Source organism: Klenkia marina, from assembly GCF_900101025.1.
GTDB lineage: Bacteria > Actinomycetota > Actinomycetes > Mycobacteriales > Geodermatophilaceae > Klenkia > Klenkia marina.
The window spans coordinates 506467-532600 of the sequence record NZ_FMUH01000001.1 but is presented as its reverse complement, the minus strand read 5'-3'; the positions used below and the strand labels follow the sequence as shown (position 1 = coordinate 532600).

25 protein-coding genes, 1 tRNA gene and 1 riboswitch are annotated in these 26134 nt (G+C 75.2%); of the genes, 18 read left to right on the top strand and 8 right to left on the bottom strand.

Annotated elements, in window-relative coordinates; translation table 11 throughout:
- Positions 1-87 precede the first annotated feature (87 nt).
- Entirely contained in the window at positions 88-1455 is a 1368-nt protein-coding gene (gene radA / locus BLP29_RS02730) for a DNA repair protein RadA (RefSeq protein ID WP_207798270.1), read from the bottom strand.
- Positions 1456-1497: 42 nt separating this feature from the next.
- Positions 1498-2058 carry a copper chaperone PCu(A)C gene (locus BLP29_RS02725; protein ID WP_165839250.1) on the bottom strand — a complete coding sequence of 187 codons (561 nt, stop codon included), beginning with the start codon at positions 2056-2058 and terminating at the stop codon, positions 1498-1500.
- A 101-nt stretch (positions 2059-2159) separates the two neighbouring features.
- On the opposite strand from BLP29_RS02725, the gene BLP29_RS02720 reads away from it, so the two are divergent.
- Positions 2160-3692 (top strand): cryptochrome/photolyase family protein, encoded by a 1533-nt coding sequence (locus BLP29_RS02720; RefSeq protein ID WP_243469642.1) that lies wholly within the window; start codon positions 2160-2162, stop codon positions 3690-3692.
- On the opposite strand, the gene BLP29_RS02715 is transcribed toward BLP29_RS02720, so the two are convergent.
- A complete protein-coding gene (locus tag BLP29_RS02715) occupies positions 3686-4546 on the bottom strand; it encodes a UbiA family prenyltransferase (protein ID WP_243469641.1) in 861 nt (286 codons plus the stop codon). The genes BLP29_RS02720 and BLP29_RS02715 overlap by 7 nt on opposite strands.
- Positions 4547-4676: 130 nt before the next feature.
- Here BLP29_RS02715 and BLP29_RS02710 point away from each other — a divergent pair, with 130 nt between their 5' ends.
- The 6 genes from BLP29_RS02710 (at position 4677) to BLP29_RS02685 (ending at position 9257) form a co-directional block, all read left to right on the top strand.
- Positions 4677-5159, top strand: a complete 483-nt coding sequence (locus tag BLP29_RS02710) for a CarD family transcriptional regulator (protein ID WP_092799526.1) — start codon at positions 4677-4679, stop codon at positions 5157-5159.
- Positions 5156-5872 (top strand): 2-C-methyl-D-erythritol 4-phosphate cytidylyltransferase, encoded by a 717-nt coding sequence (gene ispD, locus BLP29_RS02705; protein WP_092799524.1) that lies wholly within the window; start codon positions 5156-5158, stop codon positions 5870-5872. The genes BLP29_RS02710 and ispD overlap by 4 nt, the downstream gene beginning before the upstream one ends.
- On the top strand, positions 5869-6378 hold the full coding sequence (gene ispF / locus BLP29_RS02700; protein WP_092799522.1) for a 2-C-methyl-D-erythritol 2,4-cyclodiphosphate synthase: 510 nt from the start codon (positions 5869-5871) through the stop codon (positions 6376-6378). The genes ispD and ispF overlap by 4 nt, the downstream gene beginning before the upstream one ends.
- On the top strand, positions 6375-7775 hold the full coding sequence (gene cysS / locus BLP29_RS02695; protein WP_092799520.1) for a cysteine--tRNA ligase: 1401 nt from the start codon (positions 6375-6377) through the stop codon (positions 7773-7775). Before ispF ends, cysS begins: the two co-directional genes overlap by 4 nt.
- 34 nt (positions 7776-7809) lie before the next feature.
- Positions 7810-8778, top strand: coding sequence for a 23S rRNA (guanosine(2251)-2'-O)-methyltransferase RlmB (gene rlmB / locus BLP29_RS02690; RefSeq protein ID WP_092799518.1), 969 nt, complete (start codon positions 7810-7812; stop codon positions 8776-8778).
- Positions 8779-8885: 107 nt separating this feature from the next.
- Positions 8886-9257: a cupin domain-containing protein gene (locus tag BLP29_RS02685; protein ID WP_092800719.1), complete on the top strand. Its 372-nt coding sequence runs from the start codon at positions 8886-8888 to the stop codon at positions 9255-9257.
- Between the two features lie 147 nt (positions 9258-9404).
- Here the strand turns inward: BLP29_RS02685 and BLP29_RS02680 are convergent, their stop codons facing one another.
- Complete coding sequence (locus BLP29_RS02680) at positions 9405-10673, bottom strand: DUF445 domain-containing protein (RefSeq protein WP_243469640.1); 1269 nt, start codon at positions 10671-10673, stop codon at positions 9405-9407.
- A 63-nt stretch (positions 10674-10736) separates the two neighbouring features.
- Positions 10737-12101 (bottom strand): trypsin-like peptidase domain-containing protein, encoded by a 1365-nt coding sequence (locus tag BLP29_RS02675; protein WP_092799516.1) that lies wholly within the window; start codon positions 12099-12101, stop codon positions 10737-10739.
- Positions 12102-12261: 160 nt separating this feature from the next.
- On the opposite strand from BLP29_RS02675, the gene BLP29_RS02670 reads away from it, so the two are divergent.
- Positions 12262-12333 (top strand) — tRNA-Thr (locus tag BLP29_RS02670).
- Here the strand turns inward: BLP29_RS02670 and BLP29_RS02665 are convergent.
- The gene (locus BLP29_RS02665) at positions 12333-12731 is read right to left on the bottom strand and encodes a DUF5313 family protein (protein WP_092799514.1); all 399 of its coding nucleotides are present in this window, start codon (positions 12729-12731) and stop codon (positions 12333-12335) included. The genes BLP29_RS02670 and BLP29_RS02665 overlap by 1 nt on opposite strands.
- Positions 12732-12854: 123 nt before the next feature.
- Here BLP29_RS02665 and BLP29_RS02660 point away from each other — a divergent pair, with 123 nt between their 5' ends.
- The 4 genes from BLP29_RS02660 to BLP29_RS02645 all read left to right on the top strand — a co-directional run bounded on the left by BLP29_RS02660 (position 12855) and on the right by BLP29_RS02645 (position 15268).
- Positions 12855-13616, top strand: a complete 762-nt coding sequence (locus BLP29_RS02660) for a DeoR/GlpR family DNA-binding transcription regulator (RefSeq protein WP_092799512.1) — start codon at positions 12855-12857, stop codon at positions 13614-13616.
- Between the two features lie 76 nt (positions 13617-13692).
- Positions 13693-14001, top strand: coding sequence for a PTS lactose transporter subunit IIB (locus tag BLP29_RS02655; RefSeq protein WP_092799510.1), 309 nt, complete (start codon positions 13693-13695; stop codon positions 13999-14001).
- Entirely contained in the window at positions 13994-14440 is a 447-nt protein-coding gene (locus tag BLP29_RS02650) for a PTS mannitol transporter subunit IIA (RefSeq protein ID WP_092799508.1), read from the top strand. Before BLP29_RS02655 ends, BLP29_RS02650 begins: the two co-directional genes overlap by 8 nt.
- A gap of 27 nt (positions 14441-14467) precedes the next feature.
- Entirely contained in the window at positions 14468-15268 is an 801-nt protein-coding gene (locus tag BLP29_RS02645; RefSeq protein WP_092799506.1) for a hypothetical protein, read from the top strand.
- A gap of 1 nt (position 15269) precedes the next feature.
- Here BLP29_RS02645 and BLP29_RS02640 read toward each other — a convergent pair whose 3' ends face one another.
- Positions 15270-16907: a Na+/H+ antiporter gene (locus tag BLP29_RS02640; protein WP_092799504.1), complete on the bottom strand. Its 1638-nt coding sequence runs from the start codon at positions 16905-16907 to the stop codon at positions 15270-15272.
- A 70-nt stretch (positions 16908-16977) separates the two neighbouring features.
- On the opposite strand from BLP29_RS02640, the gene rarD reads away from it, so the two are divergent.
- The 5 genes from rarD to BLP29_RS02610 all read left to right on the top strand — a co-directional run bounded on the left by rarD (position 16978) and on the right by BLP29_RS02610 (position 23774).
- A complete protein-coding gene (gene rarD / locus BLP29_RS02635) occupies positions 16978-17892 on the top strand; it encodes an EamA family transporter RarD (protein WP_092799502.1) in 915 nt (304 codons plus the stop codon).
- 127 nt (positions 17893-18019) lie between these two features.
- On the top strand, positions 18020-18343 hold the full coding sequence (locus BLP29_RS02630) for a DUF3263 domain-containing protein (protein WP_092799500.1): 324 nt from the start codon (positions 18020-18022) through the stop codon (positions 18341-18343).
- 171 nt (positions 18344-18514) lie between these two features.
- Complete coding sequence (locus tag BLP29_RS02620) at positions 18515-19957, top strand: LytR C-terminal domain-containing protein (RefSeq protein ID WP_207798266.1); 1443 nt, start codon at positions 18515-18517, stop codon at positions 19955-19957.
- 110 nt (positions 19958-20067) lie between these two features.
- The gene (locus BLP29_RS02615; RefSeq protein WP_243469639.1) at positions 20068-22917 is read left to right on the top strand and encodes an alpha/beta fold hydrolase; all 2850 of its coding nucleotides are present in this window, start codon (positions 20068-20070) and stop codon (positions 22915-22917) included.
- Complete coding sequence (locus tag BLP29_RS02610) at positions 22914-23774, top strand: ABC transporter permease (protein ID WP_092799494.1); 861 nt, start codon at positions 22914-22916, stop codon at positions 23772-23774. Before BLP29_RS02615 ends, BLP29_RS02610 begins: the two co-directional genes overlap by 4 nt.
- Positions 23775-23780: 6 nt before the next feature.
- On the opposite strand, the gene BLP29_RS02605 is transcribed toward BLP29_RS02610, so the two are convergent.
- The gene (locus BLP29_RS02605; RefSeq protein WP_092799492.1) at positions 23781-24602 is read right to left on the bottom strand and encodes an HAD family hydrolase; all 822 of its coding nucleotides are present in this window, start codon (positions 24600-24602) and stop codon (positions 23781-23783) included.
- Positions 24603-24633: 31 nt separating this feature from the next.
- Positions 24634-24750, top strand: a riboswitch (SAM riboswitch).
- Positions 24751-24762: 12 nt separating this feature from the next.
- Between BLP29_RS02605 and thrC the strand changes: the two genes are divergently transcribed.
- Complete coding sequence (thrC, locus tag BLP29_RS02600; RefSeq protein ID WP_092799490.1) at positions 24763-26040, top strand: threonine synthase; 1278 nt, start codon at positions 24763-24765, stop codon at positions 26038-26040.
- Positions 26041-26134 lie beyond the last annotated feature (94 nt).

Sequence of the window (26134 nt, the reverse complement as noted above, 5' to 3'; positions counted from 1 at the left end):
GGGCGTGGGCACGAGTCTAGGTGACGGGCCTCGGCGTGGCCGGGGCCGCGGTCGCCCCGTGATCTCGCGGAGACCTGCCGTGCGGGCTCAGAACAGCCTGTTCAGGACCGAGCCGAGATCGGGGATCTCGACCACCCGCAGGCCGCGCGGGACCGGGCCCGGGTCGGGCGGGACGACCGCGAGGGTGTACCCCTGCCGGGCCGCCTCGGCGAGCCGACGCCCGATGCCGCCGACCCGGCGCACCTCGCCGGACAGGCTGACCTCGCCGAAGGCGACCATGCCCACCGGCAGAGCCTTGTCCTTGGCCGCTGAGGCGATGGCCAGGGCGATCGCCATGTCGGCGGCGGGCTCGAGGATGCGCACGCCGCCGACCGAGGCGGCGAAGACGTCGGCACTGGCCAGCGGCACCCCGCCGCGGCGCTCGACCACCGCGTTGATCATGGCCAGGCGCTGCGGGTCGAGGCCGCTGACCGCCCGCCGGGGCGAGCCGCCACCGGCGTTGGTGGCCACCAGCGACTGCACCTCGGCCAGCAGCGGACGGCTGCCCTCCATGGTCACCGTGACGCTGCTGCCGGCCACCGGCACCGAGCGCTTGGACACGAACAGGTGGGAGGGGTCGGGCACCCCGACGACCCCGCCGTCGCCGATCTCGAAGCAGCCGATCTCGTCGGCCGGGCCGAAGCGGTTCTTGGTCGCCCGCACCATGCGCAGGGTGGAGTGCCGCTCGCCGTCGAAGCTGATGACGACGTCGACGAGGTGCTCGAGCGCGCGCGGACCGGCGATGGCGCCGTCCTTGGTGACGTGGCCGACCAGGATGACGGTCATGCCGCGGGACTTGGCGATGCCGGTGAGCGCGCTGGCCACGGCGCGCACCTGGGTGGCGCCCCCGTCGGTGCCGTCGACGGCGGGGGAGCGGACGGTCTGCACGCTGTCGAGCACCAGCAGCGAGGGGTTGACCTCCTCGATGTGCGACAGCACCGCGGACAGCTCGGTCTCGGCGGCCAGGAACAGCTGAGGGTGCAGCGCGCCGATGCGTTCGGCCCGCAGTCGCACCTGGGCGGCCGACTCCTCGCCGGAGACCACGAGGGTGGGCCCGTTCGCCTCGGCGACCCGGTGGGCGACCTCGAGCAGCAGGGTGGACTTGCCCACCCCGGGCTCACCGGCGACCAGCAGGACCGCACCGGGCACGAGGCCCCCGCCCAGCACCCGGTCGAACTCGCCGATGCCGGTGGGCACCGCCCGCGAGCCCGAGAGCTCGACCTGGGCGATCGGGCGGGCCCGCCCGGTGACCGGGCCGGGGGTCACCGCGCGCAGCCCGCCGGAGGCGCCGCCGCCGACCTCGGTGAGCGTGCCCCAGGCCTGGCACTCGGGGCAGCGCCCCATCCAGCGGGTGGCGGCGAAACCGCATTCGCTGCAGCGGTGGCCGGGGCGGGACTTCACGACGGTCGGGGGCACGCGGTCATGGTGCCGCGGGGGTACGACAGAACGCGGGAGCGGTTACTCCGCGCCCTCGCCCTCGCCCTCGTGGTGGAAGTCGAAGCCCTCGCCGCGTGGCAGGTCGAGCGCGGGGGTGCCGACCAGGACGGGCACGGTGACCTCACCGGCGTCGCGGAAGGTGAACGTGACCTCCAGCGACTGCGCCGGGGTGATCTCCTCGGTGAGGCCCACCAGGGTGACCGCGGGGCCGCCGTCGCCGACGTACACGTTCTGGCCGGCCGGGATCACGAAGCCGGTGGGGGACTCGGACTCCGACTGGGGGTCGAGGATCTCGACCGACTCGAAGCCGGGGCCGGAGATGTCGACCAGCTCGTCGTCGGCCTGCCCGGAGTTCGCGATGGCGACCAGCAGGCGGGCGTCGCCGCCCTCGGCGTAGACGCCGTTCTGCGGGTACGCCGTGGTGGCCGTGCGCAGGTGGATGTCGCCCACGTCGGCCTGGCCGCCGCGGATGTCGCGGTCCTGGGTGGCGGTCTGCGCGATCTGGCCGGCGCTGCAGGCGGACAGGGCCACCGGGGACAGCACCAGCACACCGATCGTGGCGGCGCGCACAACGCGGTTCACGGCGGGGGACCTCCTGGAGCACCGGGGGTACCGGGCATCGTCGACTCGAGTCGCGCAGAGCCTAACGGTCACCCCACGATGCGCGCGTGGAGGTGACGGGTGTGGCTCACGACGATCCGGCGCTGGCCGACTTCCCGGAGCGCGCGCCGGGCACCCGGCGGTGGTGCTTCGCCGACCAGCTGGGCCCGCACTTCCTCGACGACCCGCACCAGGAGGTGCTGCTGGTCGAGTCCCGGGCGGTGTTCCGGCGCCGCCGGTTCCACCGGCAGAAGGCGCACCTGATCCTGTCGGCCCTGCGGCACCGGGCCGCCGAGCTCGGTGACCGCGCCCGCTTCCTGCAGACCGGCACCTACGCCGAGGCCCTCGACGCCGTCGGTGAGCCGCTGAGCGTCTGCGCGCCGACCACCTGGCCGGCCCGCGACTTCGTGCTCGCCCGCGACGGCGTGCAGGTGCTCGCCTCGCGCGGGTTCGTCACCGACGAGCAGACCTTCCGGCGCTGGGCGACCGGCCGCGGCACCGACGGCGGGAAGCGGCTGCTCATGGACGACTTCTACCGGGCCGCCCGCCAGCACCACGACGTCCTGATGGAGGGCGCCGAGCCGACGGGTGGCAAGTACAACTTCGACCACGACAACCGCGAGCCCCCGCCCGCCGACGGCCGCTCGCCGGCGCCCCGGCCGTGGCTGCCGACCGAGGACGAGATCGACGAGGAGGTGCGCGCCGACCTCGACCGCTGGGAGCGCGACGGCGACGTGCAGTTCGTCGGGGCCGACGGCCCCCGGTTGTTCCCGGTCACCCGCCGCGAGACCCTGCACCGGCTACGCGACTTCCTGGAGCACCGGCTGTCCGCGTTCGGCCCGCACGAGGACGCCATGCTCGCCGGCGAGCCCTGGCTGGCGCACTCGTTGCTCTCGGCCCCGATGAACCTCGGGCTGGTCGACCCGCGCGAGGTCGTCCAGCGCGCCGAGGACGCCTACCGCGAGCACGGCCTCCCGCTGAACTCGGTCGAGGGCTTCGTGCGGCAGGTGATGGGCTGGCGGGACTACATCTGGCACCTGTACTGGCACCTGGGCCGCGACTACCGGCACGGCAACGCCCTCGGCGCGCACGCCGAGGTGCCCGCCTGGATGGCGGAGCTGGACACCGCCGACCTGGATGCGGCCTGCCTGTCCGGCGTGGTCGGCGACCTGCGCGACCGCGGCTGGGTGCACCACATCCCGCGGCTCATGGTGCTGGGCAACTACGCCCTGCAGCGCGGCATCGAGCCGCTGGCGATGACCGACTGGATGCACCGCACGTTCGTCGACGCCTACGACTGGGTCATGGTCCCCAACGTGGTGGGCATGAGCCAGCACGCCGACGGCGGGGTGCTGGCGACCAAGCCCTACGCCTCGGGCGGGGCCTACATCGACCGGATGAGCGACTACTGCGGCGGCTGCCGGTACGACCCGAAGAAGCGGCTGGGCGAGGACGCCTGCCCGTTCACCGCCGGGTACTGGGGCTTCCTCGACCGGGTCGAGCCGGTGCTGCGCGGCAACCGCCGCATGGCCCAGCCCCTGGCCGGGCTGGGCCGGCTCAAGGACCTCGAGGCCGTCGTGGCCCAGGAGCGCGAGCGGGGCACCGACCCCTACTGAAGCGCCGAACCGCCGAGGACGAGCAGCACGACGTCGACGACGGTCAGCAGCATCACCGCTGGGAACGCGGCGGCCCGGAACCGCTCGCTGCCGGCGAGCCCCGCGACGACCAGGGCCGGGACGGCGACCACCAGCGCCAGCCACCCGAGGACGGTGGGCGGGCCGGCCGGGCCGAGCACCAGGACCAGCGACGCCGCACCCAGGAGGCCGGCGGCGACCAGGGCGGATGTGCGGGCGCCCAGGCGGTGGGGCAGGCCCCGCACGCCGGTGGCCGCGTCGTCCTCGAGGTCGGGGGCGACGTTGGCCAGGTGCGCCGCGCCGCCGAGCAGGGCCCCGGCCGCGACCAGCCACCAGGGCGCGACCGGGGTGCCCGGCGCCGCCGCGACCACACCGGCGGGGAGCAGGCCGAAGGCGACGAGGTAGGGCAGCAGCGAGGCCGCCGTCCGCTTGAGGCCCGCGTTGTACGCCCAGCCGCCGGCGACCACGCCGAGCAGCAGGACGCCGGGCGCGGGGCCGAGGGCCAGCGAGGCGACGACGGCCACGACCACCGCGGTCAACGCCGCCGCCCGCAGTCGGGCCGGGGTCACCAGGCCCTGCACGGTGGGCTTGTCGGCCCGGGCGACGGCGGCGTCGCGGTCGGCGTCCAGCCAGTCGTTGCTCCAGCCGATCGACGCCTGGCCAGCGAGCACCGCGAGGGCCACCAGTGCGGTGCGGGCCGCCCCGACGTCGGCGGCGACGGCCAGCAGCGCGGCCACCGAGGTGACCGCCACGGTGGGCCCGAGATGGGTCGCCAGGGCCATCGCGACGACCGTCCGCCACGCCCCCGGGGGGGCCTCCTCGTCGTCCACAGGCACACCGACCACCCCTCTGTCAACCCCACCCTGACCAGCGACAAGCCCCTGACCTGCACGTTTGGCAGGACCAACCAGTCCGGTGCGACCCGTCCCGTGGTATTCTGGGCAGAGCGAAAGGGGTCACACACACATGGGCTTCACCGTCGGCGAGACCGTCGTCTACCCGCACCACGGCGCAGCACTGATCGAGGCGATCGAGCAGCGCACGATCAAGGGCGTCGAGAAGTCGTACCTCGTGCTCAAGGTCGCCCAGGGCGACCTGACCGTACGCGTCCCGGCCGACAACGCCGAGATCGTCGGCGTCCGCGACGTCGTGGGCCAGGAAGGCCTGGACAAGGTGTTCGAGGTGCTGCGCGCCCCGCACACCGAGGAGCCGACCAACTGGTCGCGCCGGTACAAGGCCAACCTCGAGAAGCTGGCCTCCGGCGACGTGAACAAGGTGGCCGAGGTCGTCCGCGACCTGTGGCGTCGCGACAAGGACCGCGGCCTGTCCGCCGGTGAGAAGCGCATGCTCTCCAAGGCCCGCCAGATCCTGGTCAGCGAGCTCGCGCTCGCCGAGGGCACCAACGAGGACAAGGCCGAGATCCTGCTCGACGAGGTCCTGGCCAGCTGAGCACGAACCCCCCGCACCACCACCACCCCGCTCCCGGATCCGCGACCGCCATCGTCGTCGCGGCCGGGAGCGGAGTGCGTCTGGGCGCGGTCCGCTCCGGGCGTCCGGTGCCCAAGGCCCTGGTCGAGGTCGGCGGCCGCCCGCTGGTCGCGCACGCCGTCGAGGGCCTGCTGGCCGCCGGCGTGCCCGACGTCGTCGTCGCCGTGCCGGACGAGCACCGCGGCGAGTTCGCCGCGCTGCTGCCCGCCGAGGTCACCCTGGTCGCCGGCGGCGCCACCCGCACCGCGTCGGTGCGCAACGCGCTGGCCCACTGCGTCGCGGGCGACGGGCCGGTGCTCGTGCACGACGCCGCCCGGCCGTTCACCCCGGCCGCCGTGGTCACCCGGGTGCTGGCCGCGCTGGCCGCCGGTGCCCGCGCCGTCGTCCCGGTGCTGCCGGTCGTCGACACCACCGTCGAGGTCGACGGCGACCGCGTGGTCACCGAGGTCGCCCGCGACGCGCTGCGCCGGGTGCAGACCCCGCAGGGCTTCGACCGCGCCACCCTGCTCGCCGCCTACGCCGCGGTGACCGACGAGCAGGCCTACACCGACGACGCCTCCGTCGTGCGGGCGCAGGGCGTGGTCGTGCACACCGTGGCCGGCGACGAGCTGGCCGCCAAGATCACCGTGCCCCACGACCTCGTGCAGGCCGAGCACCGGCTGGCCGCCCGGTGAGCGCGCCGCTGCCCCGCGTGGGCACGGGCACCGACGTGCACCCGGTCGAGGCCGGGCGCACCTGCTGGCTGGCCGGCCTCGAGTGGCCCGGCGTCGACGGCTGCGCCGGGCACTCCGACGGCGACGTCGTCGCCCACGCCCTCACCGACGCCGTCCTGTCGGCCGCCGGCCTGGGCGACATCGGCGGCCTGCTGGGCACCGACGACCCCCGCTGGGCCGGCGCCCGCGGGGCCGACGTCCTGGTGCACGTGCGCGAGACCCTGGCGGCCGCCGGCTGGGTGGTGGGCAACGCGACCGTGCAGCTGATCGGCAACACCCCCAAGGTCGGGCCCCGCCGGGCCGAGGCCGAGCAGGTGCTGTCGGCCGCGCTGGGGGCGCCGGTCGGGCTGACCGCCACCACCACCGACGGCCTGGGGCTCACCGGCCGCGGGGAGGGGCGGGCGGCGGTGGCCACCGCGCTCGTGGTCCGGAGCGCGCCCGCGACCTCCGTAGACTCCGCGCAGTGAGCCTCCGCCTGTACGACACGGCCGCGCGCGCCGTGCGCGACTTCACGCCCCTGCGTGCCGGTGAGGTGTCGATGTACGTCTGCGGGCTGACGGTGCAGGGCCCGCCGCACATCGGCCACGTGCGCGCGGCGCTGGCCTTCGACGTCCTGCGCCGGTGGCTGACCCACGGCGGGCTCGACGTCACCTTCGTCCGCAACGTCACCGACGTCGACGACAAGATCCTGGCCAAGGCCGCGGCGAACGGCGTCGAGTGGTGGGACTGGGCCTACCGCAACGAGCTGGCCTGCACCCGCGCCTACCAGGTGCTGGGCACGCTGCCCCCCACCTACGAGCCGCGGGCCACCGGTCACGTGCCCGAGATGGTCGAGATGATCGCCCGGCTGGTCGAGCGTGGGCACGCCTACGCCGCCGGCGGCGACGTGTACTTCGACGTCCGGTCCTGGCCGGCGTACGGCGAGCTGACCGGGCAGAAGGTCGAGGACCTGCAGCCCGCCGGCGACGCCGACACCGACGACCTCAAGCGCGACCCCCGCGACTTCGCGCTGTGGAAGGCGCACAAGCCCACCGACCCGGACACCGCCTCCTGGGACACCCCGTGGGGTCGCGGCCGGCCCGGCTGGCACCTCGAGTGCTCGGCCATGGCGCACAAGTACCTGGGCGGGGAGTTCGACATCCACGGCGGCGGGCTGGACCTCCGCTTCCCGCACCACGAGAACGAGCAGGCGCAGTCCCGCGCGGCCGGCGACTCCTTCACCCGGTACTGGCTGCACAACGGCTGGGTCACCCTGGGCGGGGAGAAGATGAGCAAGTCGATGGGCAACACCGCCCTGGTCGACGAGGTCGTCACCCGGGTGCGGCCGGTCGAGCTGCGCTACTACCTGGTCGCCCCGCACTACCGCTCGACCATCGAGTTCACCGACGCCGCGCTCGCCGACGCCGGGGCCGCCTACCGGCGGCTGGAGTCCTTCGTCCGCCGCGCGGTCGAGCGGGTCGGGGTCACCGAGGGCGGCGCGCTGCCGGCCCCCTTCGCCGCCGCCCTGGACGACGACCTCGGGACGCCGGCCGCCGTCGCGGTGGCCCACGAGCACGCCCGGGTCGGCAACACCGCGCTGGCCGACGGGGACGACGCCGCGGTGGCCGCCGAGTTCGGCGCGGTGCGCGCCATGCTGGGCGTGCTCGGGCTGGACCCGCTCGACCCGCAGTGGGCCGAGGGCGGTTCGGACACCCGGCTGACCGAGGTCACCGACGGCCTCGTGCGCCTGGCCCTCGAGCAGCGCGCAGCCGCCCGGGCCCGCAAGGACTACGCGGCGGCCGACGCCGTCCGCGACCAGTTGACCACCCTCGGCGTCGTCGTCGAGGACACCCCGTCCGGCCCGCGCTGGGAGCTCTCCCGGTGAGCCGCGGCGGCAGCAGAGAAGAGGTGACCCGCTGATGGCGGGCAACAGCCAGCGACGCGGCCGGTCGGCCGGGGCCGGGAAGAAGACGGCCACCAGCGGCACCGGCGGCAAGAACCGGCGGTCGCTCGCCGGCCGCGGGGCCACCCCCAAGGCCGAGGACCGGCCCTACCACCCGGCGTACAAGGCGGCCAAGCAGGCCGCCGCCCGCCGGGACAACCGCGCCCGGGTGCAACGCCGCAACGAGGAGCAGCCCGAGCTGCTGCTGGGCCGCAACCCCGTGGTCGAGGCGCTGCGCGCCCGCATCCCGGCGACCGCGCTCTACGTGGTCACCGGCGACACCAGCCGCGGGGGCACCGACGAGCGCATCGCCGAGGCCGTGCAGCTGGCCGGCGACCGCGGCCTGCCGCTCATGGAGGTCGGCCGCGCCGAGTTCGACCGGATGAGCGACGGCGCGCTGCACCAGGGCATCGGGCTCATGGTCCCGCCCTACGACTACGCGCACCCCGACGACCTCCTCGACATCGCCCGCGACGGCAACCGTGCGCCGCTGGTGGTGGCCCTCGACGGCATCACCGACCCGCGCAACCTGGGCGCCGTCGTCCGCTCCGCGGCAGCGTTCGACGCGCACGGCGTCGTCGTCCCGCAGCGGCGCGCGGTCGGCATGACCGCGTCGGCCTGGCGCACCTCCGCCGGTGCCGCGGCCCGCATCCGGGTGGCCCGCGCGGTCAACCTGGCCCGGGCGCTGGCCTCCTACCAGGAGGCCGGGCTGCAGACCGTCGGCCTGGCCGGCGACGACGCGGACATGGAGCTGCACGAGTTCACCGGCTTCGCCGACCCGCTGGCCCTGGTCGTGGGCGCCGAGGGTGCCGGGCTGTCCCGGCTGGTGCGCGAGCGGTGCGACGTCGTGCTGCGCATCCCGATGACCAAGGACACCGAGTCGCTCAACGTCAGCGTCGCGGCCAGCATCGCGCTCTACGCCGCGGCCTCGGCCCGCCGCCGCTGATCCCGGCGGCGGGCGCATGATCACCGCGGGTCAGCTGCTGCCCTCCTGCGTGGGGGGCAGCAGTTGACCCGGGCTGATCACCCCGCCGACGAGCGGGGTGGGTGTCGATGACCGTGCGACCGGCGACGGCTGAGCGGCTGGACCTGGCCGCGCACCCCGAGGGCGGGTGGTTCCGGCGCACCTGGACCGGGCCGGCCGGCGACGCTGGCCGCCCGCAGGCCACCGCGATCCTGTACCTGCTGGCGGCGGGGGAGTCCTCAGCGGCGCACACGGTGGACGCCGATGAGCTGTGGCTGTGGCACGGCCCGGGCGCGCTCGACCTGCAGGTGGGGGAGGAGCAGGTGCGCCTGGACGCCGACCACCCGCAGGTCCTCGTCCCGGCCGGGGTGCGGCAGAGCGCGGCGCCGGTCGACGGCGAGGTGCTGGTCAGCTGCGTGGTCTCGCCCGGTTTCGAGTGGAGCGGCTTCACCCTCGGCTGACCGGTGCCGTCGGTGCCGTTCTGCATGCCGAGTGCGGGGTTCCCGCCCCCTCGCCGGTGTGCGGGAGGGCGCGAACCCCGTTCTCCACGTGCAGCACGGCTGCCCACCCTCGACGCGTGCCTCGGCGCACGGACCGGTGACGCGGGCTCAGCCCAGCAGCTGGGCCAGGGTGTAGATGACCAGGCCGGCCAGGCCGCCGACCACGGTGCCGTTGACCCGGATCCACTGCAGGTCGCGGCCCACCTGCAGCTCGATGCGCCGGCTGGTCTCCTCGGTGTCCCAGCGGGCGACCGTGGTGCTGACCAGCTCGGCGGCGTCCCCGCTGAACCGCTGCACGGCCCACCGGGCGGCCCGCTGCGTCTGCTTCTGCACCTGGGTGCGCACGGTCTCGTCCTCGCGCAGCAGCGTCGCCGCCCGGCGCACCAGGTCGGCCACCCGGGCGCGCAGCGCGGAGTCCGGGTCGTCGGCAGCGGTCAGCAGCGCGGTCTTCGCGGTGCCCCACAGCCCGGCCGACCAGGCGCGCACCGCCGGGTGGTCGAGCAGCTCGGCCTTGAACTCCTCGACCTTGGCGGCGGTGGCCGGGTCGGTGCGCAGGGCGTGCACGTAGGCCCGCAGCCGGGCGTCGTACGAGCGGCGCAGTTCGTGCCGGGGGTCGGCGCCCACCTCGGCGAGGAACCGCTGCACGCCGTCGAACGCCCGCACGAACACCCGGTCGTCCACCCAGTCGGGCACCCAGGCGGGGGAGGCGTCGGACAGCTGCGCCCGGAACAGCGAGCGGTTCTCGCGCAGGAACCCGGCCAGCCCGGTCAGCCCGGCCGACAGCACGTCCTGGTGCTTGTCGCCGTCGACCACCGCCTCGATCACCCGCGCCAGCACCGGGGCGGCCGGGGTCTCGCGCGCCTTGCGGTCGACGAGGGAGCCGACGGCGTCCTGCACGACGTCGTCGTCCAGCAGGTCGAACAGGGCCCGGACGGCGGTGCCCGCGTCGCCGGCCAGCCGCTCGGCCCGACCGGGGGCGCCGAGGAACTCCCCGATGCGGCCGGGGACGTCGTAGCCGGCCAGCCGCTCGTCGACGACCGCCGGGGTCAGGAAGTTCTCCTGCACGAAGGTGCCCAGGCTCTCGCCGATCTGGTCCTTCTTGCGCGGGATGATCGCGGTGTGCGGGATCGGCAGCCGCAGCGGGTGCCGGAAGAGCGCGGTGACGGCGAACCAGTCGGCCAGTGCACCGACCATCGAGGCCTCGGCGGTGGCGCGCACGTAGCCCACCCAGGTGCGGTCGCCGCCGAGGAGCACGCAGGCCAGGAACACCAGCGCGGCGCCCACGAACAGCCCGGTGGCCAGGCGCTTCATCTTCGCGAGGTCGCGGGCCCGGGCCGGGTCGTCGAGCGCGCCGGTCAGCGGGAGGGGGGCCGTCACCGGCCCAGGCTATGCAGAGGGGGCGGTACCGCGTCGCGGTACCGCCCCCTCCGTCGTCCCGGCCTAGCTGGAGGCGGTGCCCAGGGTGACGTCGACGGTGTCGGTGCTGCTCCCGCGGCGGACGGTCAGCGTCACCTGGTCCCCCGGCGAGGCGCTGCGCACCGCAGCGGTGAGCTCGGTGGAGGTGGTGATCTCGCGGTCGCCCACCGCGGTGATCACGTCACCCACCTGGATCCCGGCCTCCGCGGCGGGACCGCCGGTGGCCACCTGGGCGACCTGCGCGCCCTCGCCGACCTCGGAGCCGCTGGCCGAGGCGGTCTGCGCGCTGACCCCGAGCAGGGCGTGGGTGGCCGTGCCGGTCTCGATGATCTGCTTCGCGACCCGCTGGGCGGTGTCGGACGGGATGGCGAAGCCGACGCCGATGTTGCCGCTCTGGGACTCCTGCGAGCCCTGCCCGCCGGCGACCGTGGCGATGGCCGAGTTGATCCCGATGACCTCGCCGGCTGCGTTCACCAGCGCGCCGCCGGAGTTGCCCGGGTTGATCGCGGCGTCGGTCTGGATGGCGTCGATGACCGTGGTGTTCTGGTCCGACCCGGTGGCCACGGCGCGGTCGAGGGCGCTGACGATGCCGGTGGTGACCGTGTTCGACAGCCCCAGGGGGGCGCCGATGGCCACGGCCTGGTCGCCGACCTGCACCGTGCCGGAGTCGGCGAACGTGGCCGGGGTCAGCCCGGAGGCGTCGGTCAGCTTGATGACCGCGAGGTCGGAGGTCGGGTCGGTGCCGACCACCGTGGCGTCGTAGAGCGTGCCCTGGGACGTCGTGACCTGCACCTTCGCCGACCCGGTGCTGCTGTCGAGGGTCACCACGTGGTTGTTGGTCAGCACGTAGCCGTCGTCGGTCAGCACCACGCCCGAGCCCGAGCCCGCACCCGAGCCGTCGGTGACGTAGACGGTCACCACGCTGGGCTCGGCCTTCGCCGCGGCGGCGGTCGCCGACGTGGCGTTCTGCGGGTCGGTGATGACCACGTTCTGCGCCGCGGTCGCCGAGGTCGACGACGACCCGTGGGTGTCCAGCAGGCTGACCACGCCGGCCCCGGCGCCGCCGCCGATGAGGGCGCCGGCGGCCAGCCCGGCCACCGCGATCCGCCAGCGCCCGGTGCGGGCCCTGCCGGCCGGCGGGGCGGGGGGCGTGAAGACCGGCGGCAGGCCGGGGTGGCCCGCGCCCTGCTGCTGGTGGCCACCCGGGGCTCCGAGCACCTGGGTCGGCTGCTGCCCCGTCCAACCCTGGTGCGGCGCGGCCGGCTGCTGCGGGTACGGGCCGTGCTGGGGGTGCTGACCCTGCTGCGGGTGCGGGGGCTGCGCCGGCAGGCCCGGGTACCGGTCGACGTGCTGTCCGGTCTCGTCCCCCGGACGGTGCTGCTCGGTCACTGTGGTTCCTCCCCACGACGCGAGGGCTTCTCCGCTCGCTCGGGGACCACCATCGGCTCGCCGGCTATCCCGGCGCTGCACGTGGGCTGTGAGCTGTCTGGGAGCCCCGGTGCGGGTCCGGGTGGGGCGCCCCGCCCGGTAGCCTGCTCCGGGCACGCACGCCCCGTTAGCTCAGTGGTAGAGCACCCGCCTTGTAAGCGGAAGGTCGTCCGTTCGATCCGGACACGGGGCTCAGTCGAACGATCCGGCGCCGTCCCGGCGGTAGCGGGCACCGCGTTCGATCGCCGCCCGCTCGGCGCGCTCCTCCCGCACCCGCCGAGTGGTGCCCGGCGGCCAGCCGGCCTTCACCGCCCGGTGCTCGCTGGTCTCGGTCATGTAGGCCGCGGAGAACAGCAGCCCGAGCAGCACGCCGCCGCCGCACGCCGCCAGGCGGTAGGACACGGGCACCGGGACGGCGAGCAGGCAGACCAGCAGCACGGGGCTCAGCTGCACCAGCGCACGCGTCAGGTGGCGGCGGGCCCACCCGGGACCGGTGGTGTCGGCGAGCACCCAGTCGGCCATCGAGCGGGGCAGACCGCCGCCCAGGGCGTACCAGACCCACTGGGCGGGGTTCGGTCGCGCGGTCGCCACGCCTGCCGACGATAGGCCGGTGACGGGAGTGGTGCGTGCCACGCGCCCGGGTGCCGTTCTGCCTTGACTGGCTCCGTCCGGGCCCGTAAGCACAGCCCCAGCAGGCTCGACCAAGGGGAGCGCGTGTACGCGGAGGAACGTCAGGAGCACATCCTGCGGGCAGCTCGGGCCGCGGGCCGGGTCGACGTCAGCGAGCTGGCCGTCGAGCTGGACGTCGCACCCGAGACGATCCGCAAGGACCTCACGGCCCTCGAGCGGGTCGGCGTGCTGCGCCGCGTGCACGGCGGGGCGATCCCGGTCGAGCGGCTGGGCTTCGAGCCGCCGGTCGCCGCCCGCGACGTCGTGCTGACCGCGGAGAAGGAGCGCATCGCGAAGGCGGCCATCGCCGAGCTGCCCGAGGAGGGCGCGGTGCTCATCGACGCGGGCACCACCACCGCCCGGCTCGGGGACCTCATGCCGACCGACCGCGAGCTCACGGTGGTCACCAACGCACTGTCGTTGGCGGGCCGGCTGGCCTCGTTCCCCAACCTCACCGTGCTGCTGCTGGGCGGCCGGGTGCGGGGGCGCACGCTGGCCTCGGTCGATCCGTGGGCGCTGTCGGCGCTGTCGGGCATCTACGTCGACCTGGCCCTGCTGGCCACCAACGGGGTGTCGGTCGAGCGCGGGCTCACCACCCCGGACCCGGCCGAGGCCGCCGTGAAGACCGCGATGGTCGCCGCGGCCCGCCGGGTGGTGCTGCTCGCCGACCACACCAAGGTGGGGCGCGACCACTTCGCCCGCTTCGCCGAGCTCGACGCGGTCGACCTGCTCATCACCGACACCGGCCTGGACGCCCGCACGGCGGCCGAGCTGGCCGAGGCGGGCCCGCGGGTGCAGCGGGTCTGACCCCGCGCCGCCGGCCGGGGGATGGGAAGCTGGACGCCGCGACCACCGAGGTCGTCCCCGTCGAGCAGGAGATCCCGTGCCGAGCATCGAAGGTTCCCAGGTCCGCAAGCTCGTCATCGCCTGCGACGCGGGCATGGGCAGCAGCGTGCTCATGGCCAACCAGCTCAAGAAGCGGCTCAAGGACAACGGGGTGGTGATCGAGCACAGCCCGATCGACGCCATCCCGGTCGACGCCGACGTCGTCCTCACCCACACCAAGCTGGCCGACCGCACGCGGGCCCACGCCGGCGACCGCCCGGTCGTGGCGTTCCGGGACTTCGTGGGCGACCCGGCGGTCGACGGCGTCGTCGCCGCCATCCACGGCGGCACCACCATCGATGGCTGACCTCGGCGGGCTGCTCGACCCCAGCCGCATCCGGCTCGACGGCCGGGCCGCCGACCGCACCGAGGCCGTGCGGCAGGCCGGCGAGCTGCTGGTCGCCGCGGGCGCGGTCGACCCCTCCTACGTGGAGTCGATGCTCGAGCGCGAGGACTCGGTGTCCACCTACATGGGCGAGGGCGTGGCCATCCCGCACGGCACGGCTGGCGGCAAGGCCGCGGTGCGGTCGGACGCGATGACCGTGGTGCGGTACCCGGCGGGCGTCGACTGGGGCAACGGCACCGCCCACGTGGTCATCGGCATCGCCGCGGTCGGCGAGGGGCACCTGCCGGTGCTGGCCGCGCTCGCCGAGGTGCTGATGGACCCCGAGCGGGCCGAGCGGCTGCGGGTGTCGACCGAGGTCGACGACGTGCTCGAGCTGCTCACCGCGCCGGTCGAGGACTGACCCAGGGGCCGGTGGCACGATGCCCCGGTGCAGCCACCGCAGCAGCCCCAGCCCGGCCCGTACCAGCCGCAGCCCGGTCCGCCCCTGCACGGCCAGCATTTCGCGCCGCCGCAGCAGTTCGCACCCCAGCAGCAGTTCGCACCTCAGCAGCAGTTCGCACCCCAGCAGCAGTTCGCATCCCAGCAGCAGTTCCACCAGCAGCAGGTGCCGCCGCAGGCGCCCGGGCTGGTCGCGCCCCTGGGCCCGCCGCAGCGCGTGCCCGGCGCCGTCCACGTCTCCTCGCTGGTGGTGCTCGGGCTGGTGCTCGTGGGCGCCGCGGTCTTCGGCGGCTACGAGGTGGCCTTCTACGGCGGCAACAAGTTCCAGGTGATCATGTGGTTCCTGCCGGCGATCATCGCGATGCTGGCGATGATGTTCATCTGGCAGGCCACGGTGTGGTCGGTGCGCAGCGACGGGTGGGTGCTCGAGGGCGCCGGGCTGCTCGGCCGGCAGGGCATCGACCTGACCCGCTTGACCGCGGTGGCCTCCACCGCCAACGCCCGGGCGACCCAGCTGGTGCTGCGCGACGACGTGGCGCAGCTGACCGTGGACGCCAAGGCGCTGCACAAGGCGGGTCCGGCCGTGGTGGACGCGGTCGGCCGGGCCGTGTGGGCCGGTCAGGAGCAGGGGCGCTACGTGGTGCCGCGCGGGGCGGCCGCCGTCTGGGGCATGCCGACCCGTCCCGACGCCACGGCGAACGGGCGGGCCGGCTCCACCCCGCGGGTGCTGGCGTCCCTGGGCCTGCTCCTGATCGGGACGGTCATCGGCGTCGTGCTCGCGCTGAACTGACTCAGAGCCGCCCGACCCACGAGTTCGCGGTCGCCGCCTCCTCGTAGTCCAGCTCCTGGAGCACCGCCCGCATCACCTCGTCGCTGAGGTGGCCCTTGTCGCGCTCCTCCATGAGCACCCGGCGCTGCACCTGGATGATCTCCTGGCGCACCCGGTGGAAGGTGCGGGCCCGGCGCCGGTCGCGCTCGCCGTCCTCGCTCTCCTCGGCGCGCACCGAGGCCGCCATCGACCGCGCGCGGGCCAGCAGCGGTCCGCGGATGCGCTCGGCCACGGCGTGGGCCCGCTGCGGGTCCAGCCGCTCGGCCAGCTGCTTCTCGACCTCGGCGACGCGCTCGAGCGCGGCCGCGGTGGCCCGTTCGGCGAGGTGCACCTCGGCCTCGGCGTCGCGGCGGGCCTGGTCGGGGTCGGTGACCCCCAGCACGCGGATCAGCCAGGGCAGGCTGAGCCCCTGCAGCAGCAGGGTGCCGATGGTGACGGCGTAGGCCAGCAGCTGCAGCACGTCGCGGTCGGGGAAGTCGGCCGGCACCGCGGCGGCCGCGGCGAGCGTGACCACCCCGCGCATGCCGGTCCAGGAGATGACGGTCTGCTGGCGCCACCCCGGCGGGTGGCTGCGGGAGCGGCGGCGCGGCCAGGGGCGGGGCACCAGCCGCAGCCCCTCGGCGAGGAAGACGAACGCCGGGCGCACCAGGACCGCGGTCGCCAGCACGGCCAGGGCGGCGCCGGCGAGGGCCCAGTTCGACCGGGCCGACGCCTCGGCGGCCTCGGCGACGTAGCGCAGCTGGAGGCCGATGAGGGCGAAGACGACCGCCTGCAGCAGCAGGTCCAGCGACGACCACAGCGGGCGCTCCTGCAGCCGGCTGGCGTAGCCGGCCTCGGGCGAGCGGTGGCCCAGGTAGAGCCCGGCGGCGACCACCGCGAGCACGCCGGACCCCGAGAGCTCCTCGGCCAGCAGGTAGGCCACGAAGGGGACGACGACGCCCAGCACCGACGTGACCACGGGGTCGTCGAGCCGCACCCGCACCAGGTGCACGCCCACCCCGATCACCAGCCCGAGGGCCACGCCCACCGACACGGCCAGCCCGAACGTGGTCGCCGCGGCCGAGGCGTCCAGCCCCAGCAGCGCCCCGCCGGCGCCGAACACCGCGGCCAGGGCGACCTTGTAGAAGGTCAGCGAGGCGGCGTCGTTGATCAGGCTCTCGCCCGACAGCACCGTCATGACCGGCCGGGGCAGGCCCAGGCGGCGGCCGACGGCCGCCGCGGACACCGCGTCGGGCGGCGCGACCACCGCCCCCAGCACGAGTGCGGCCGGCAGGCTCAACCCGGGGACGACGGCGTGCGCCACGAGCGCCACCACCACCGTGGTGACGACGACGAGGCCCACGCCCAGCTGGACGATGGGCCGCAGCAGGGCGCGCAGGTCGGCGTAGGAGACCTCCAGCGCCGCGGAGTAGAGCAGCGGCGGCAGCACGACCGCCAGCAGCAGGTCGCCGTCGATGGCGAACTCGGGGACACCGGGCACGAAGCTGGCCGCGAAGCCCACCAGCACGAGCAGCAGCGGCGCCGGCCGGCCGAGCTTGCGGGCCACCGCGGTGACCGCCACCGCGCCGACCGCCAGTGCCAGCAGGGGTGCCACGTCCACGTGCGGGGTGTCCTCTCGTCGTCGGGTGCACCGGGTGGAACCGTCGGTACCCGCACCTACTGTTCCCGGCATGAGCGAACGGCGCACCGGCGTCCTGCTGGGGCTGGCCGCCTACGGGCTGTGGGGCGTGTTCCCCCTGTACTTCCCGCTGCTGCAACCGGCCGGCGGCGTCGAGATCGTCGCGCACCGCATCGTGTGGTCGCTGGTGTTCGTGGCGCTGCTGCTCACCGTGCTCCGGGCGTGGTCGGCCGTGCGGGCGGCGGCGGTCGACCGGCGCACGCTGCTCATCCTGGCCGGGGCCGCGGTGCTGGTCACCGGCAACTGGCTCACCTTCGTGCTGGCGGTCAACTCCGGCCACGTCGTGGAGACCTCGCTCGGGTACTTCATCAACCCGCTGGTCAGCGTGCTGCTCGGGGTGGCCTTCCTCGGCGAGCGGTTGCGCCGCCTGCAGTGGGGGGCGGTCGTCACCGCGGCGGTCGCCGTCGTCGTCCTCACCGTCGACAACGGCCGCCCACCGTGGATCGCGCTGCTGCTGGCCGGCACCTTCGCGACCTACGGCCTGCTGAAGAAGCTGGTGCGGGTGCAGGCCGCGCCGGGGCTGTTCCTGGAGACGTCGCTGCTGGTCGTCCCGGCGCTGGTCGTGCTCGTGGTGCTGCAGGTGCGCGGCGCCGGGTCGCTGGACGAGGCCGGGGCCGGGCACGTGCTGCTGCTGGCCAGCTCGGGCATCGCCACCGCGGTCCCGCTGCTGCTGTTCGCCGCCTCCACCCAGCGCATCCCGCTGAGCACCGTCGGGCTGCTGCAGTACGTCACCCCGCTCATGCAGCTGGCCATCGGGGTGTTCGTCAACCACGAGCCCATGTCGCCGGCCCGGGTGGTCGGCTTCGCGATCGTCTGGGTGGCCCTGCTGATCTTCACCGTCGACGGCCTGCGGGCCGGTCGGGCGGCCCGCCGCACGCTCCCCGACCCCGCGCCGGCCGGGCTGTGAACGCGCCCTCGCACGGCCCCGTGCACCGGTCTACCGTCGGTCCTCCCGTGACCCCGCGCCCGGCTCTGCCCACGTCCCTGCCCACGTCCCCGCCCACGTCCCAGCACACGCTCGAGGAGCATCCCCGATGACCAGCGACGCAGTCCCGGCCCCACGGCCCGAGGGTCCGGTCGGGTCCTCGGCCACCGGCGCCGGGGAGGCCGGGCTGCCGCGCCGCGAGCGCGACGTGCTCGCCTTCGAGCGGCAGTGGTGGCGGTACGCCGGCGCCAAGGAGGCCGCCATCAAGGAGCAGTTCGGCCTGTCGGCGACGCGGTACTACCAGGTGCTCAACGCCGTCATCGACCGTCCCGAGGCCCTGGCGGTCGACCCGCTGCTGGTCCGGCGGCTGCGGCGCATGCGGGCCACCCGCCAGCGGCAGCGTTCGGCACGCACCCTGGGCACCGAGGTCTGAGGCCCACTAGGCTCGATCACCGTGGGGAGGCATGGAGTACCGGACCGTGAACCCGGCGACGGCACCCCCGGCGAGGGGGCTGAGGCCCCCGACGACCAGGCGAGCACCCTCGGTCGACGCAGCCGCGCCGAGCGACGACGCGAGGGTCTGCTGCCCCCCGGTCCCGACCCGATGTCCGGCCGGGACGTCGACCCGGCGTCGACCGGTCGCCCCGCGGCGCAGGCCGGCCCGCGCACCCACGTGGCGGGCATCCCCGCCGCCCCCGCCGCCCGGCCGGACACCTCGCCCCCGGTGAGCCGCGGACCCGGTGGTGCACCGCCACCTCCGCTGCAGCGCACGCCCACCAACCCCCCGGCCGGCGGCCCGACCGGCCCAGCCACCTCCGCCGCCGGCCCGGCCACCTCCGCCGCCGGACCGGCCACCTCCGCCGCCGGACCGGCCACCTCCGCCGCCGGACCGGCCGCTTCCGCCGCCGGCCCGGCCACCCCGCGGACGCCGGACGCCCCGGCCACCCGCGGTCTCCCGACCCCGCCGCCCAGCCCGTCGTCGGCCCACCCCGCCACCGCGGGGCCGAGCACGTCGGTGGATCCGTTGCCGGGCAGCCGCCCGCCGGCCGGGCGCGCTCCCGAGACCTCGACCCTGCCCAGCTGGGCCACCTCGCTCGGCCCGCCCACGCCGGCCGGTGGCTCGGACCGGGCCGGCTCGTCGGGTTCATCCGGGGAGGTCTGGCCCGGGCCTGAGCGGCGGACCGCCCAGCGCCCCGACGCGGTGCCGAGCTCGGGCGACCGTCGCCGGGCGGGACCTCTGCCGGCCCTGCCGCCGCTCGCCGACGGCCGGCAGGCCCCCGCCGGTCCCGGCACGGGGGTCGCCGGCGGCCCGCGCACCGACCCCGGTTCTGGTCCGCGCACCGACCCCGGTACTGGTCCGCGCACCGACGGCACCGGTCGAGCTGCCGGCGGCCGGGACCCGGGCACCGGCGAGACGGGGGTGATCGGCGGACGGGCGGCCAGCCGGGCCGAGCGGCAGGCGGTCGACGCCGTCCGTCGTCGCGAGGAGCGACGGCAGGGCATCACCCCGATCCCGCCGTTGCCCGACGAGCGCCGCCGCGGCTCCCGGGGGCGGGTCATCGCACTGGTCGCGGTCGTGGTCGTCGCCCTCGTGCTGCTGAGCATCTGGTCGTTCCAGCAGCCGGGGCCGCAGGAATCCCGGGCCGCCACGCCGACCACCAGCAGCTCCCCGGCCACCAGCGCCCCCGGCACCGGCGCACCGGCCACCACCGCAGCGCCCACGGCCGAGCCCACCCCGGCCGGACCGGTCTTCGCCCCGGTCACCGTGCTCAACGCCACCGACGTCGACGGCCTGGCCGGGGCCATCGGCACCGCCCTGACCGCCGGGGGGTGGGAGGTGCTCGAGCCCGGGCGCTACAGCTCCGCCGACGTCGCCACGACCACGGTGTTCTTCACCGCCGGCGACGCCGTGCAGGAGCAGGCCGCCGAGACCCTGCAGGCCCAGTTCCCCGAGATCGCCGGCGGGCCCTCGGAGCGGTTCTTCGACGTCCCCGGCGTCGCCGACCCCGGCATCGTGATCATCGCGACGGGCAACTGGCAGCCCTGACGCCGTCCTGACGCCCTCCTGGTCGCACCTGCGGGTCACGGGTCGGACACGTCCGGAACACAGCGGGGTCGCCGTCCGTTCTCGACACCGTGCGCCCCACCGCCGGGCTCGTGCGTCCCCGCCCGCGCTCCGGCGCACGTGCGGCGCTCGCGGCCCTCACCACCGCCCTGCTCAGCGCAGCCCTGCTGGCCGCCCCGCTCGCCGTCCCCACGGCGAACGCCGCCCGGGCGGCCGAGGACGTCGCCACCGAGGACGCCACCGTCCCCTCGGGCAGCGGCGCGGACGCCGTCGAGCTGGACACCACCACCTACGTGCCGGCCTCGGCGACCGACGACGAGCCCGCGCCGGCCGTCGTCCTCGCGCACGGCTTCGGCGGCAGCAAGCAGTCGGTGGCCGACGACGCCCGGGACCTGGCCGCCCGCGGCTACGTGGTGCTCACCTACTCCGCCCGCGGGTTCGGGCAGAGCACCGGTCAGATCGGCCTGGACGACCCGCGCTACGAGGTCGCCGACCTGTCCACCCTGCTCGACGTCCTGGCCGAGCGCGGCGACGTCGAGCTCGACGCCCCGGGCGACCCGCGCGTCGGTGTCGCCGGCGCCAGCTACGGCGGCGCGCTGGCGCTGCTGGGCGCGGCCTACGACCCCCGGGTCGACGCCATCGCCCCCCAGATCACGTGGAACTCCCTGACCACCGCCCTGTTCCCCTCGCAGACCGGCGGCGTCGACGAGGCGACCCCGGCGGCCACGCCCGACACCGGTGACAGCGGGGTCTTCAAGCGGCTGTGGTCGGGCCTGTTCTTCGGCGCCGGGTCGGTGCCCACCGGCGACGGGCTGCTCGCCTCGCTGACCGGCGGGACCTCGTCCTCCGGCGGTGGCCGGCCCGACGTTGACCCCTCGACGCTGGACTCGGCGGCCGTCGAGCAGGCGCTGACCTGCGGGCGCTTCCGCGCCGACGTCTGCGCTGCCTACCAGGAGGCCGCGGCCAGCGGCACGCTCACGCCCGACATCGCGGCGGTGCTGGACCGTTCGTCCCCGGCCGGCGTGCTCGACCGGATCACCGCCCCCACGTTGATCGTGCAGGGCACGCAGGACTCGCTGTTCGGGCTCGGCCAGGCCGACGCCAACGCCCGCGGCATCGCCGCGGTCGGCACCCCGGTGAAGGTGGTCTGGTACGACGGCGGCCACGACGCCAGCGCCTCCGAGGCCGACACCGCCGACCTGCGCGACCTGGTCGCGGGCTGGTTCGACTTCCACCTGCGCGGCGAGGGTGCCGACCCGGGCACCGGGTTCACCTTCCCGGTGCCGACCGGGGTCAGCGCGGCGGCCGGCAGCGTGCGCGGCGGCGGGCAGACCGAGACGGTGGACGCCTACCCGGGCCTCGAGGGCGCCGACCCGGTCACCCGCACCGACGTCCCGCTCTCAGGCACCACGTTCCCCGTGGTCACCCCTCCCGGCGGCAACCCCGCGGCGATCACCACCGTGCCGGGCCTGGGCGCGGTCACCTCCGCCCTCGGCGGCACCACCGTGGAGATCCCCGGCCAGTTCGCCGCCTTCGACTCCGAGCCCCTCGAGGCCGCGGTCGACGTCGTGGGGGCGTCCACGGTCACCCTCGCCGTCTCCTCGCCGAGCGGCACGGCCACCCTGTTCGCCAAGCTCTACGACGTCTCCGCCGACGGCTCGCAGACCCTCCCGTCGGGGCTGGTGGCACCGCTGGCGCTGACCGGCCTGTCGGCCGACCCGACCGCGCCCACCGAGGTCGAGGTGACCCTGCCGGGCATCGTGCACCGGTTCGAGGCCGGTCACACGATGCGCGTGCTGGTGTCCTCGACCGACCAGGCCTTCGCCGCCCCGGCCGAGTCGTCGGTGTACGCGGTGGGGCTGGCCGACGGCGCCGCGCTGGGCGCGCCGACCGTCGAGGGCTCGGTGCAGAGCACCGCCGGCGCCTCCCGCTGGTGGGTGCTGCTGGGGGTGCTGGCAGCGCTCGCGGTCGGCGCGGTCGTGGTGGCCAAGCTGTGGGGCGCCCGGCGCCGCCGGCTGCTGTCGGTGGTCGACCCCGACGGCGAGGACGTGCCGCTGCGCTTCACCGGGGTCACCAAGAGCTACAAGGACGGCTTCACCGCCGTCCGCGACCTGTCGTTCGAGGTGCGCCGTGGTCAGGTGCTGGGCCTGCTGGGCCCCAACGGGGCCGGCAAGACGACGTCGCTGCGCATGCTCATGGGCCTGATCCGGCCCACCGAGGGCACCATCTCCGTCTTCGGGCACCCGGCCACGCCCGGGGCGCCGGTGCTGTCGCGGCTCGGCTCGTTCGTCGAGGGCACGGGCCTGCAGCCGCACCTGTCGGGCCGGGACAACCTCGAGCTGTACTGGGCGGCCACCGGCCGACCCCTCGCCGACGCGCACATGGACGAGGCGATCGAGATCGCCGGCCTGGGCACGGCGCTGGACAAGCGCGTGCGGTCCTACTCCCAGGGCATGCGGCAGCGCGTGGCCATCGCCCAGGCCATGCTCGGGCTGCCCGACCTGCTGGTGCTCGACGAACCGACCAACGGTCTGGACCCGCCGCAGATCCACGCGATGCGGCAGGTGCTGCAGGACTACGCGGCCACCGGCCGCACGGTCATCGTCTCCAGCCACCTGCTCGCCGAGATCGAGCAGACCTGCTCGCACGTCGTCGTGATGGCCAAGGGCCAGAAGGTCGCCGAGGGCACGGTCGAGGAGATCATCGGCACCGGGGGAGCGGTGCTGCTGGTCGTGCAGGGCGAGCCGGACCGGGCCGAGCAGGTGCTCACCGGGCTGGGGGCCTCGGTCGAGCGCGCCGACGAGGGCCTCGTCGTCGAGCTCGGCGACCTGACCCGGGCGGAGGCCGTCGCCGCGCTGGTCGAGGCCGGCATCGGGGTCGACCAGGTCACCCCGCGCCGCCGTCTGGAGGACGCGTTCCTGTCGTTGGTGGGGGAGTCATGACCGTCCAGTCCACCGGTGCCGTCGCCGGCTACCGCCCCGAGCGCACGCTGCGGCTCCCGGTCGAGCTGCGCCGGCAGTTCAAGCGCCGGCGCACCATCGGCGTCTTCGCGCTCATGGTCGCCCTGCCGCTGGTGCTCATCGCCGCGCTGCAGCTGGGCGCCTCGGAGGACGCCCAGGCCAACGGCCGGCTCAACCTGGTCGACGTCGCCACGGCCTCGGGGCTGAACTTCACCCTGTTCGTGCTCTTCGCGACGACGACGTTCTTCCTGGTCGTGGTCTACGCGCTGTTCTTCGGCGACACGGTGGCCAGCGAGGCGCAGTGGGGGTCGTTGCGCTACGCGCTGGCCACCCCGGTGCCCCGCATGCGGCTGCTGCGGCAGAAGTGGGCCGCGGCGCTCGTGCTGAGCGTGGCGGCGCTGCTGACGGTCACCCTGGTCGCCCTGGTGGCCGGGGGGATCGCCTTCGGGTTCGGGGACATCCAGACCCCGATCGGCATCAGCATCGCCCAGGGCGACGGGCTGCTGCGGCTGGCCGGGATGGTGGGCTACCTCGCCGTCCACCTGCTGGTCGTGGGCACCCTGGCGTTCTGGCTGTCGACGGTCACCGACGCGCCGCTGGCCGCGGTCGGCGGGTCGGTGTTCACGATGTTCGTGTTCGCGATCCTCGACCAGGTCGAGCAGCTGGGCAGCATCCGCGACTACTTCCCGACCGCGAACGAGTTCGCCTGGACCGACTTGCTGCAGACGCCGGTCGACTCCGGTGACCTGTACCGCGGGGTGATCCAGTCGCTGGTCTACGCGGCGGTCTTCACGGCGCTGGCCTTCCGGCACTTCGCCCGCCGCGACGTCACCAGCTGAGGGGCCTCAGCGCAGGGCGGTGCGGACGGCCTCGGCCCAGCCGAGGCCCATCGCGCCGGTCGTGGCGGCGGCGTTCGGCAGCGCGGCGACCGCCTCGGCCATGCCGGGGACGGCGGCGCCGTTGGCGGTGATGAACAACCGACCCACGGCGCCGGCCATCTCCAGGTCGCTCACCGAGTCGCCGACCGCGACCGCGTCGGCCGGGTCGACGCCGCGGCGGGCGAGGTCCCAGGCGATGGCGTGGCCCTTGCCGATGCCGCGCGGCATGAGGTGGTAGACGTGCGGGTCGCCCTCGACGTCCAGGGTGACCCGCGACGTGCGCGGCACCCGGCCGTTGTCCTTGATGGTCAGCCAGCCCCACCCGCGCCCGGCCAGCCAGGCGTCGACCTCGGCGGTGTCGACCCGGCCGCGCAGCATCGCGTCACCGACGTGCGTGCTCGACCAGGGCGCGTGCCACTCGACCCGGCCCGGCCAGGCGGCCACCAGCGCGTCGACCACCCCCAGCTCGGCCATGACCTCCACCGGGGCGCGCCCGGCGAACTCCGGCGGCAGCTCGCCGGTGAGCAGGTGGGTCTCGCGGCCGCCGGACCAGCTGACCAGCGAGCCCAGCTCGGCGATCGAGCCGTCGACGGCGAACACGCGGCCCGCCTCCTGCAGCTGGGCGTGGGTGCGGCCGGAGACCAGCACCAGCGGGACGCCGGCGCGGTGCAGCTCCAGCAGCGCCGTCCAGGGCTCGGCGGTGAGCTCGCCGGCAGCCGTGTGCACGAAGGAACCGCGCGGGCCCACCATCGTGCCGTCGAGGTCGGTGTAGACGATCGCTGCGGGCACGGGCCCATCCTGCAGTAGTCTCCAGGCGTTCCACTCATCCAGAGGGGCAGAGGGACACGGCCCGATGAAGCCCCGGCAACCACTGCGCGAGCAGCAGGTGCCCCATCCGTCCTGCGCGGTCGACGACCCGACGCAGGGAAGATGAGGAGGTAGTCGTCGTATGACCCTGACCGCACCCGCCCCCACCGCCGTCCCGGCCAACCCCGCCCGCGGCCTGGTGTGCCGCAACTGCGGTGCCACCTTCGGGCTGATCGCCGAGCACGCCTGCGCCGAGTGCTTCGGCCCGCTCGAGGTCGACTACGACCCCGAGCTCATGCGCGCGGTGACCCGCGAGCAGATCGAGGCCGGCCCGCAGAACATCTGGCGCTACGCGCCGCTGCTGCCCACCGGCCAGGACCCGGCGTCCCGGGTCAGCCTCGACCCCGGCATGACCCCGCTGGTGCGCGCGCAGCGCCTCGGCGACGAGCTGGGCTTCACCGCCCCGCTGTGGGTCAAGGACGACTCGGCCAACCCCACGCACTCGTTCAAGGACCGCGTGGTGAGCCTGGCGGCCACGGCGGCCAAGGGTTTCGGCTACACCAAGATCGCCTGCGCCTCGACCGGCAACCTGGCCAACTCGGTGGCCGCGCACGCCGCCCGCAACGGCCTGCCCTCCTACGTGTTCGTGCCCAGCGACCTCGAGCCGGGCAAGATCGTGCAGTCGGCGGTCTACGGCCAAGCGCTCATCGCCGTCGACGGCTCCTACGACGAGGTCAACCGGCTCACCAGCGAGCTGGCCGAGACCGACGAGTTCGAGGACGCCGCGTTCGTCAACCAGAACGTGCGGCCCTACTACGCCGAGGGCTCCAAGACCGTCGGCTACGAGATCGCCGAGCAGCTGGGCTGGCGCATCCCGGCCCAGGTGGTCATCCCGATGGCGTCGGGCTCGCTGCTCACCAAGGTCGACAAGGCCTGGAAGGAGCTCGTGGCCGCCGGCATCGTCGAGGACACCCCGTGGAAGGTGTTCGGCGCGCAGTCGGCCGGCTGCGACCCGATCGCGACCGCGTTCGACAACGGCTGGGACGTCGTGAAGCCGGTCAAGCCGACCGGCATCGCGAAGTCGCTCAACATCGGCAACCCCGCCGACGGCCCCTACGCCCTCGACGCCATCCGCCGCACGGGTGGGTCCGTGGGCCGGGTCGGCGACGACGAGATCGTGGCCGGCATCCGCGACCTGGCCCGCACCACGGGGGTCTTCGCCGAGACCGCGGGCGGGGTGACCACCGCCGTGCTGCGCCAGCTGGTCGAGCGCGGACTGCTCGACCCCGCGGCCGAGACCGTGGTCCTCAACACCGGCGAGGGCCTGAAGACCCTCGACCCACTGGCCCCCGTGGTCGGCCCGACCCACCGGGTCGAGCCCTCGCTGCGCTCGCTGCGGCAGGCGGGGCTCATCGCCTGAGCGGGCGGCCCCGGCTCCCCCGGAGGGGGCACCGGGGCCCCCGGCTCAAGCCTTACGGAACGCCGTCGATGTAGAACGTACTCGTCCGGAACTG

Coding starts and splice junctions, on each gene's coding strand:
- BLP29_RS02710 (WP_092799526.1), top strand. CDS start 4,677: ATGGGCTTCACCGTCGGCGAGACCGTCGTCTACCCGCACCACGGCGCA.
- rlmB (WP_092799518.1), top strand. CDS start 7,810: ATGGCGGGCAACAGCCAGCGACGCGGCCGGTCGGCCGGGGCCGGGAAG.
- BLP29_RS02685 (WP_092800719.1), top strand. CDS start 8,886: ATGACCGTGCGACCGGCGACGGCTGAGCGGCTGGACCTGGCCGCGCAC.
- BLP29_RS02650 (WP_092799508.1), top strand. CDS start 13,994: ATGGCTGACCTCGGCGGGCTGCTCGACCCCAGCCGCATCCGGCTCGAC.
- rarD (WP_092799502.1), top strand. CDS start 16,978: ATGAGCGAACGGCGCACCGGCGTCCTGCTGGGGCTGGCCGCCTACGGG.
- BLP29_RS02630 (WP_092799500.1), top strand. CDS start 18,020: ATGACCAGCGACGCAGTCCCGGCCCCACGGCCCGAGGGTCCGGTCGGG.
- BLP29_RS02620 (WP_207798266.1), top strand. CDS start 18,515: ATGTCCGGCCGGGACGTCGACCCGGCGTCGACCGGTCGCCCCGCGGCG.
- BLP29_RS02610 (WP_092799494.1), top strand. CDS start 22,914: ATGACCGTCCAGTCCACCGGTGCCGTCGCCGGCTACCGCCCCGAGCGC.
- thrC (WP_092799490.1), top strand. CDS start 24,763: ATGACCCTGACCGCACCCGCCCCCACCGCCGTCCCGGCCAACCCCGCC.